8 protein-coding genes are annotated in these 9,414 nt (G+C 27.0%); 7 read left to right on the top strand and 1 reads right to left on the bottom strand.

The window, feature by feature from the left end; translation table 11 throughout:
- The first annotated feature begins 525 nt into the window (after window positions 1-525).
- The 7 genes from BGI41_RS04750 to BGI41_RS04720 all read left to right on the top strand — a co-directional run bounded on the left by BGI41_RS04750 (window position 526) and on the right by BGI41_RS04720 (window position 7,621).
- A complete protein-coding gene (locus tag BGI41_RS04750) occupies window positions 526-2,190 on the top strand; it encodes a nitrogenase component 1 (protein ID WP_233126315.1) in 1,665 nt (554 codons plus the stop codon).
- A 12-nt stretch (window positions 2,191-2,202) separates the two neighbouring features.
- On the top strand, window positions 2,203-3,582 hold the full coding sequence (locus tag BGI41_RS04745; protein WP_088539084.1) for a nitrogenase component 1: 1,380 nt from the start codon (window positions 2,203-2,205) through the stop codon (window positions 3,580-3,582).
- Window positions 3,583-3,914: 332 nt separating this feature from the next.
- Window positions 3,915-4,793, top strand: coding sequence for an AAA family ATPase (locus BGI41_RS04740; protein WP_088539083.1), 879 nt, complete (start codon window positions 3,915-3,917; stop codon window positions 4,791-4,793).
- A gap of 363 nt (window positions 4,794-5,156) precedes the next feature.
- A complete protein-coding gene (locus tag BGI41_RS04735; protein WP_088539082.1) occupies window positions 5,157-6,200 on the top strand; it encodes an NAD(P)-dependent glycerol-1-phosphate dehydrogenase in 1,044 nt (347 codons plus the stop codon).
- Between the two features lie 12 nt (window positions 6,201-6,212).
- Entirely contained in the window at window positions 6,213-6,650 is a 438-nt protein-coding gene (locus tag BGI41_RS04730) for a UPF0179 family protein (RefSeq protein WP_088539081.1), read from the top strand.
- A gap of 74 nt (window positions 6,651-6,724) precedes the next feature.
- Window positions 6,725-7,396 (top strand): ribose-5-phosphate isomerase RpiA, encoded by a 672-nt coding sequence (gene rpiA / locus BGI41_RS04725; protein WP_088539080.1) that lies wholly within the window; start codon window positions 6,725-6,727, stop codon window positions 7,394-7,396.
- Between the two features lie 21 nt (window positions 7,397-7,417).
- A complete protein-coding gene (locus BGI41_RS04720) occupies window positions 7,418-7,621 on the top strand; it encodes a hypothetical protein (protein ID WP_088539079.1) in 204 nt (67 codons plus the stop codon).
- Between the two features lie 217 nt (window positions 7,622-7,838).
- Here the strand turns inward: BGI41_RS04720 and BGI41_RS04715 are convergent, their stop codons facing one another.
- Window positions 7,839-9,173 (bottom strand): FAD-dependent oxidoreductase, encoded by a 1,335-nt coding sequence (locus BGI41_RS04715; protein ID WP_088539078.1) that lies wholly within the window; start codon window positions 9,171-9,173, stop codon window positions 7,839-7,841.
- Between the last annotated feature and the right edge of the window lie 241 nt (window positions 9,174-9,414).

Raw genomic sequence — 9,414 nt, 5'->3', positions numbered from 1 at the left:
TTAAGTTATTTCACTTTAATATTTATTTTATTTTTTATCATATTTTTTATTATTTTTTATAAATTTATTTATTTGTTTATTATTTTTTTATAAATTTTATATTTTGTATTTAAATAATTCTTTTTCTTACTTTTAGTAAGAACAATGTTTATATACTTTATCATAATAATAGTTTAGTATCATAACAATTGTTATATCACAATTGTTATAGTATTTTTAAATGTCTTTAGATTTTATTGTTAATCTAAATTTTTTTTAAAATATTTTTATAATAATTGTTATGTGAGTTTAATTGTATTTTTTAGATTTAGTTATATAATCTAATTTTTTTTTATAAATTTGCTTATATATTCTAAATTTTTAAAATATTTTTATAACAATCGTTATATTTTAAACTCTTAAAATCAGAAATTGAATTTTTGATTTAAAATTAATACATAAAAGGGATTCGATGTATTAAACTTGATATTAAATGGGATTCGAGATATCAAGTATTTAGTTAAGTAAAATATATGGAGAGATAATATGACTCAAGAAAATCATTTTAATCATAATATGCAATGTAATCAAGGAACTTATAAAATTGGACCATGTAAAAGACGAAAAATTAAAGAAATTTTAGGTATTGATCTTGAACATAAGCCACCTGTACCTGATATAACGCTTGACAAGATAACGAGCCCAAATAGGGAACAAAAAGCTCATGGGACGAATATTTATTATGGTAAAGCATCAAAATTGCTAGATGATGCAATTAATGAAAATATTCAAATTAAAGAAAGAAAATTCCAACAATCTGGAGGTTGTGTTTTAAATTTTTATCTTGCAGTAAGAGTAAGTACAATACGTGATGCAGTAGTTATATTTAATGCACCTGTAGGTTGTTCTTCATCTGCACTTGGTTATAGGGAGCTATTTAGAGGAGTTCCTGAAGAACTTGGAAGACCTGCTCATTATAAATTAAATTGGATGACTACTAACCTTCAACAAGATGATGTAGTATATGGTGCTGGTGAAAAATTAAGAAAAACAATTTTAGAAGCACAAGAAAGATACAATCCTAAAGCTATATTTGTACTTACTTCTTGTACTACTGGAATTATTGGAGAAGATATTGAAGGAACAGTTGAAGAAGTTCAACCTGAAGTAGATGCTACTATTGTACCAGTTCATTGTGAAGGTGTAAGAAGTAGACTTGTACAAACAGGTTATGATGCATTTTGGCATGCTGTATTAAAATACTTAGTAAAAGAACCTGAGAAAAAACAAAAAGATTTAGTAAATGTTGCAAGTATGTTATCTTACACATGGCAAGATAGATTAGAAATTAAAAGATTACTTGGTAAATTAGGACTTAGAGTTAATTTTATTCCAGAATTTGCAACTGTAGAACAATTTGAAAAATTATCTGAAGCTGCAGTTACTGCACCTATTTGTCCTACATTTACAGATTATTTATCACGTGGTTTAGAACAGAAATTCGGTGTTCCATATTTCTTATATCCTACACCAACTGGATTTGCTAATACTGATGAATGGTTAAGAAATATTGCTAAATACACTGGTAAAGAAGAAGAAGTTGAAGAATTAATTAAAGAAGAACATGCTAAATGGGAACCTAAATTAGTTAATATTAGAAATGAATTCTTAAGAATTGCTCGTGAACGTAAAGAAGGAGAAAAAGTAAGAGTTTTAGGTGCATTAGGTCAAGGAAGACTTGTTTCACAAATGCCTTATTTTGATGAATTAGGACTTCAAGTTCCTGCAGCAATGAGTCAGGATTTTGATGAATTATTAATTGATGAGTTAGCAGATATTATTGAAAGAACTGGTGATTTTAATATTATGGTAAATACTTTCCAAGCTGCTGAACAAGCTAATGTAACCTCTAATTTAAAACCAGATTTAACATTAACTTGTCCATTCCAAGGTGGAAGTTGGAAAAGAGATACTCAAGTTACAAGAATTCACTCTTTAAGAGGAGATCCAGATCCAGCAAGTGCACAATCTGCATATTCTGGTGCTGTTGCATTTGGAGAATTCTTATTAAAAGCATTTAAAAATAAATCATACCAAAAAACATTGGCTAAAAAATCAAAACCTGCATATAAAGATTGGTGGTATGAACAAGATGATCCATTGTACTTTGTTGAAGATATTGATAGTCAAATAGGACAAAATTCAAAATAAGGAGGTGATAGAATGGTAGAAGATACGAAAAACGGATTAACTGCATCAGAAAAATATCATGCAAAAACTAATGTTGATGATTTTGAACGTGACTCTGTAGAAGCACCAAGATATGGTTGTGCATTATCTGGAGTATATGGTACAGTTCTTGGACTTAATAATGCAGTACCAATTTTACATTCTGGAGCAGGTTGTGGTGTTGGACATTTATTTGGAACATTATATGCTGGAGGAGAATCTTGTGGTGCAAATAAAGGAGGTACTGCAACTCCTTGTTCTTGTCTTGTAGAAGAACATGTAATTTTAGGTGGAGAAGAAAAATTAGATAATATTATTGATTCTACAATAAAAGTATCTAATTCAAACTTTTATGTTGTAATTTCTGGTTGTGTTCCATCATTAATTGGTGATGATGTAGATAGTGTAATTGATAATTATAATTATCAATATCCAATTATTCATGTAAATGCACCTGGATTTAAAGCAAATTCTTATGAAGGATATAACCTATTTTGGGATTCTTTAATTGATAGTGATATTTTAGAAGATCAAGAGGTTGAAAAAGGAACTGTAAACATTTTAGGAGTAGTTCCTTATAATAATGTTTTCTGGAAAGGAGATCTTTATGAAATTAAGAGAATTTTTAAAGAAATAGGTGTTAAAGCAAATATTATCTTTGGTGAAGGTGATGGATTAACTAATCTTAAAAATGTTCCACGTGCTGAACTTAATATTGTTCTTAGTCCATGGATTGGAGTAAGAGCTGCAGAAAAATTACATGATAAATTTGGAACTCCATTTATTACTTTCCCAGGTATACCTATTGGAGCAAAACAAACTTCCTCATTTGTATATCGTGTAGCAGAACAACTTGATTTAGATATTGATTTAGTTGAAGAGTATGTTAAAGAAAAAGAAGATTGGTACTATCAATTATTTGAATATCCTGGTGATGCTATTATTTTATGTCGTCCAAATCAATACTTTGCAGTAGCTGCTGATAGTTCATATGCAATAGGGTATACTAAATTTTTAACAAATGAAATAGGATATCTTCCTGATATTGTACAAATAACAGATAATCCACCTAAAGAAGTAAGACAAAAAATTGTAGATGAAATCAATAATACTTTAGAATCTACTGTAAAACCAGATATTGTATTTGAAGCAGATACTTATAGAATTAGAAATAATCTTAAAGACAGACCATTTTCATTTTTACTTTCAAGTTCTCTTGAAGAACCTACTTCACTTGAAGAATTTGGTGCATGTCATGTAAATGCTTCATTCCCAATATATGGTAATTCTGTACTTGTAAACCATTATTCTGGTTATTATGGAGGATTAACATTATTTGAAGATTTAGTATCTACATTTGTAGGACCATTATAAGTAAAATATTTTATTTTACTTTTAAATTTTTAAACTATAATTTATTTAAATAAAACATAAAAATTAGTGAGTTAAACAGTATTTTATATAGCTTAAAGATTTATTTTAAAATTTAAATCATTATTTAATTAGTATGTGGTAATTTAACATTCTAATTTTATAAATTTTTATTTAAATTCTTTAAACGATTTTCGTTTAAGAATTAAACAGTATTCTTTAGGATTTTAAGTTCTTATAAAGATTAAACACTATTCTTTATGATTTTTTTAGATTTTAAGGAAATTTTAAACAAAAAAATTTAGAAATTATATTTAATTGGAGATTTAGATAATATGAGTGTAAAGAAACAAATAGCAATATATGGAAAAGGTGGAATTGGAAAGTCAACTACAACATCAAATTTATCAGCAGCATTATCTGATATAGGTTATAGTGTAATGCAAGTAGGTTGTGATCCTAAAAATGATTCTACTACTACATTAAGAAAAGGTAAAACAATACCAACAGTTTTAGATACAATTAGAGAAAGGAAAAATAATTTTGATGATATTGTTTATGAAGGTTACAATGGTATTTACTGTGTTGAAGCAGGTGGACCAGAACCTGGTGTAGGTTGTGCTGGTAGAGGTATTATTGCAGCTATTGAATTATTAGATAATAATGGAATTATTGAAGATTACGATCCTGATATTATAATTTATGATGTACTTGGAGATGTTGTATGTGGTGGTTTTGCAATGCCTATTCGTAAAGGAGTAGCAGAACAAGTTTATACTGTAACTTCTTCTGATTACATGGCAATATATGCTGTAAACAATTTATTTAAAGGAATTCTTAAATATTCTAATAAAGGTGGAGCATTACTTGGTGGAATTATTGGTAATTCAATTAAAAATGAAACACAAAAAAGAATGATTACTGATTTCAGTGAAAAAACAAAATCTAGTGTAATTGATTTTGTACCAAGATCTTCTACAGTAACACGTTGTGAACTTGATGGTGTAACAACAATTGAAGGAGCTCCAGATTCTGCTCAAGCTGATGTATATAGACAATTAGCAAGAGATGTTGTAGATAATAAAAAGAAAATTAAACCTGAACCATTTTATGGTGATGATTTATCTGAATGGGCTTCAGGTTGGATTCATGAATTACTTTCTAATGATATTATTGAAAGAGATAATATTCAAAAAGAAGGTTCTGGAATTTAATTTATTTTATTAAATTTTATTCTTTTTCATTTTTCAGCGATTTATAAGTATTATTTTTATTTTGCTTTTTTTTATTTTTTAATTATTCTAAAGTTTTTATTTTTTTTTATTTTTTCTGTTTTTTTATTATTTTATACATCTTATTTTTATACTAGTTTTTTTATTTTTTTCATTATTTTTATTAATCTTATTTTTTTGTACTGTTTTTTTAATTTTTAGCTATTTTTTAAGTTTTTTATTTTTAAAATTTTTTATTTTAAATTTATCATAATCAAAAATTATTTTATTAAGATTAAAAATATATATAAACTAATATTATTTTTATAATAATTTTTTTTAAATTTATATTATATTGGTGAAATAATGGATTCTAAAACTATTCAAATGCCTAGAGAAGTGCATATTGGGCCTGACGTTATTTATGAAACAGGCGAAATTTCTAAAAATTTAAGGCTTCCTGGTGAACCTTTAGTTGTTACAGGTCATAAAACCTTAAATATTGCAGGTAAATTAGTTTATGATAGTTTAGAAGATTCTGGATTTAATCCAGATATTATTCAAGTCAAAGGAGCTACTGAAGAATCCGTTAAACGTGTTGAAGATAAGTTAACTGATAATTCATTTGTTTTAGGTGTTGGTGGTGGAAAGGTTATTGATGTTGCTAAAATGGCATCTACAAATAATCATTCTTATTTTATTTCAATACCAACTACTGCTTCTCATGACGGTATTGCTTCACCAATGGCTTCTATTAAAAATAAAAAAGGTTCTGTTTCTAAAAAAGCACAGGCACCTATGGCTTTAATTGCAGACTCTGAAATTATTAAAAATGCACCATTTAGATTTTTAGCATCTGGTTGTGCAGATATAGTTTCTAATTATACAGCAGTTAAAGATTGGCGTCTTGCTAAAAGACTTCAAAATGTGAGTTTTTCAGAATCTGCTGCAGCATTATCTTTAATGACTGCAAAATTAATTATTGATTCATCTGATAGTATTAAAGAAGGTTTAGAATTAAGTGCTAGACTTGTTGTTAAAATGTTATTTAGTAGTGGTATGGCAATAAGTATTGCTGGTTCAAGTAGGCCTGCAAGTGGTTCTGAACATTTATTTTCACATGCGCTTGATAGAATTGTTAAAAAACCAGCATTACATGGTGAACAATGTGGTATTGGTACAATTATGATGATGAATCTTCATGGTGGAGACTGGAAATTTATTAAAAATGCTCTTGAAAGTATGAAAGCTCCAACAACATGTTATGATGTTAATATTGATCCTGAAGATATTATTGATGCATTAACTATGGCTCATACTATTAGACCAGAACGATATACAATACTTGGAGATAGAGGTTTATCAAGAGAAGCTGCATACCAATTAGCTATTAAAACAGGAGTAATTTAGGAGATATTTTTTATGATAACATTAGTAGGTAAAGATTTTGCAAAAGAAGGAACAAAATTTATTTTTTATGGTCCTGCAGAAGCTTGTAAAAATTGTAGGTATAAAGCTTCATGTGTAGACTCTTTAGAAAAAAATAGATTATATGAAATAATATCAGTAAGACATAATTCTCAAAAATGTCCTTTACATGCTGAAAAAGAGGTATTTCCTGTTGAAGTTCAAAGAGCTGATATTAATCTTTTATTTAATTCTAAAAATGTTTATGAAGGTTCAACTATAGTATATAATGCTCCTGATTGTGATGAATATTGTGAATATCATGATTTGTGTTTCCCTGAAGGTTTATTAAATAATGATAAATGTATTATTATTAAAGATTATGGTAAATTTAATGGAGAATGTAAAAAAGGATATTCTTTAAGTAAATTAGATGTTAATTTTGTTGAATAAATTTTTAAATAATATTTTTTTGTATTTATTTTCATTAGTTAAATAATTAATATATTATATTTTTTGGTGTAATTATGAATCTTAAACAAGAAGTAGGTTATAAAGCTGCTGAAGAAGTAAAAGATGGTCAAATTTTAGGTTTCGGTACTGGTTCTACTACTAAATATTTTATTGATAAAGTAGGTATGAGAGTTAAAGAAGAAGGTATTGAAGTTATGGCAATTCCAACTTCTTATCAATCTGTTTTACTTGCTCAACAATGGAATATCCCATTAACTACCCTTGATGAACATTCTATTGATTTAGCTGTTGATGGTGCAGATGAAATTGATCCACAATTAAATCTTATTAAAGGTGGTGGAGCAGCACATACTATGGAAAAAATTGTAGATTATTCTGCTGATGAACTTATTATTATTGCTCATGATTCTAAATATGTTGATCATTTAGGTGCTTTTCCAGTTCCTGTAGAAGTTATTCCTAAAGCAAAAACTCTTGTTTCAAATACTCTTAAAGATTTAGGTGCATCTCCTAAACTTAGAATGGCAGTTAATAAAGATGGACCTGTAATAACTGATAATGGAAACTTTATTATTGATGCTAAATTTGATGAAATTTTATCTCCAGTAGATTTAGAAGTTGAATTAAATACTATTCCAGGTGTTGTTGAAAATGGTATTTTCACTGAAATGGTAGATAAAGTTCTTCTTGGTACTGAAGATGGAGTTAAAGAATTAAAACTTTAATTTTTTAATTTTTAGATTATTATGATACCTTATGATTTACAATATAAAATAAATAAATGTTTAATATTTGTTGGAGTAATTATTGTAATTTATTCTGTTTTATGGATTCTTGTAGTTCTTGGTTTTATTCCAAAAATAGTTGTAGCATTATTCCCACAAATAGGATTACTTATAGTTGGTTTATTTATTATTTATATGGCATATATGGCTAATAAAAATTTATAAGTTTTTTATTTTATTTTTCTATTTTTTTATCTTTTTTTTTAGTTTTAGAATTAGTTGTTTTTAGTTTTATTTTTTTATTAGGTTTTTTAGTTTTAGAATTAGTTGTTTTAACCTAATTTTTAATATACTATAAAATTTTTAGTTTTTTTAAATTTTTAAAAAAATAGTTGTTTTTATTTAAAATGTTATAAAAAGAAAAAAAAGAAAAGAAGTGTATTTAATCGAATTTTTTACTTACTTCTTCTACAGCAAGTACTAATGGATCAGTAACCATTGATACTGGAGGTGCATAAGCAAATTCCATGTTACTTAAGTCATAACAAGTTAATCCTTCAGTAATAGCAAAGGTCATTGTATCAATTCTTTCTGCTACACGTTCTTCAGCAATTATTTGACAACCAATTATTTTACCGTCTGCATCACAGATAACTTTAATATCCATAGGTTTTGCATTAGGATAATATCTTGCTCTAGTAAATGCTTCAATTTTTTCAGAAACAGTTTTAATATTGTTTTGTTGAGCAAAACTAGTGGTTAAACCTACTGCACCAAATTCTAATTTACCTACTTTAGTAACCATAGAGTTTAATACAGGGTTAAATTTAGATTTTTTACCTGCAATAGTTCTTGCACAAGTTTTTGCTTGACGTACTGCAGTAGTACCAAGTTGTGAAATTGTGTTTGTTTTTAAAATTGCATCATATGATTCTACACAGTCACCTACAGCATAAACATCTTTAACTGAAGTTTCCATATTTTCATTTACTTGAATAGCCCATCTACCAATTTCACATCCAAGTTTTTCAGCAATATTAAGTTCTGCTCTTACACCAGTAGCGAGAATAACCATTTCAGTAGGAACTTCTTCAGTACCATCAACAACTACTGATTCAACTTTTCCATCACCTTTAATTTCAGTAATTGGTTTTCCTAAAACTATGTTAAGTCCTTCACTTCTTAAATATTCGGTGATAATTTCAGCCATATCACTATCAAGAGATTTTGGTACAATTTGAGGTAACATTTCATTTAAAGTTACATTTAATCCCATTTTTTTAAATGCATATGCTATTTCAATACCAATAAGTCCTGCACCAGTAACAACTACGTTTTTACATTTTTTAGCCCATTCTTGAACTTTAATACCATCATTGATGTTTCTTATTTTAAAGACTCCATCAAGATCATTACCTTCAATTGGTGGTACAAATGAGTTTCCACCAGTTGCAAGAACGAGTTTATTGTATTTCATAGTTTTAACTTCACCATCTTTGTCGGTGTAAGTTATTTCTTTTTTGTCTTTATCTGCATCAGTAACTTCACAGTTTATTAAGACTTTAATATCGTCTTTTACATAATCTTCTGGTGTTTTCATTACAATATCATCAAAAGATTTAATTGTTTGTCCTAATACATATGGTATTGCACATGGTGAGTATGCAATGTAGTTATCACGGGTGATAACTGTTATCTCCACATCTTTATCTAATTTTCTAAGGCTAGAAGCTGTTGGCATTCCTCCAGCTCCTCCTCCTATAATTACTACTTTCATTCTTCTAACATCCTTTATAATTAAATAAAACTAGTTTATTATATTAATTTCTATATGAATTATATTATATAACTATTATTATTTATTAGGTTTTTAGTGGTAAATTCTCTTTTTTATACTTTTTTATTGTATGTTCTAATAATTTTTAATTTTTATATTCTTTTTAATTTTTTATTAGTTTTTTTAATGTTTTATCTATTTTTATAAATTTTTTTTAGTATTTTTTAAAAAGTTTATTGAT

Source organism: Methanobrevibacter sp. 87.7, from assembly GCF_002208625.1.
Lineage (GTDB): Archaea > Methanobacteriota > Methanobacteria > Methanobacteriales > Methanobacteriaceae > Methanarmilla.
Note: the sequence above shows the minus strand (reverse complement) of the source record. Positions and strands in the feature narration are given on the sequence as shown.

Bases quoted from the DNA above. Each gene is read 5' to 3' on its own strand.
- BGI41_RS04730 (WP_088539081.1), top strand. From the start codon at position 6,213: ATGATAACATTAGTAGGTAAAGATTTTGCAAAAGAAGGAACAAAATTT.
- BGI41_RS04720 (WP_088539079.1), top strand. From the start codon at position 7,418: ATGATACCTTATGATTTACAATATAAAATAAATAAATGTTTAATATTT.
- BGI41_RS04745 (WP_088539084.1), top strand. From the start codon at position 2,203: ATGGTAGAAGATACGAAAAACGGATTAACTGCATCAGAAAAATATCAT.
- rpiA (WP_088539080.1), top strand. From the start codon at position 6,725: ATGAATCTTAAACAAGAAGTAGGTTATAAAGCTGCTGAAGAAGTAAAA.
- BGI41_RS04715 (WP_088539078.1), bottom strand. From the start codon at position 9,173: ATGAAAGTAGTAATTATAGGAGGAGGAGCTGGAGGAATGCCAACAGCT.
- BGI41_RS04735 (WP_088539082.1), top strand. From the start codon at position 5,157: ATGGATTCTAAAACTATTCAAATGCCTAGAGAAGTGCATATTGGGCCT.
- BGI41_RS04740 (WP_088539083.1), top strand. From the start codon at position 3,915: ATGAGTGTAAAGAAACAAATAGCAATATATGGAAAAGGTGGAATTGGA.
- BGI41_RS04750 (WP_233126315.1), top strand. From the start codon at position 526: ATGACTCAAGAAAATCATTTTAATCATAATATGCAATGTAATCAAGGA.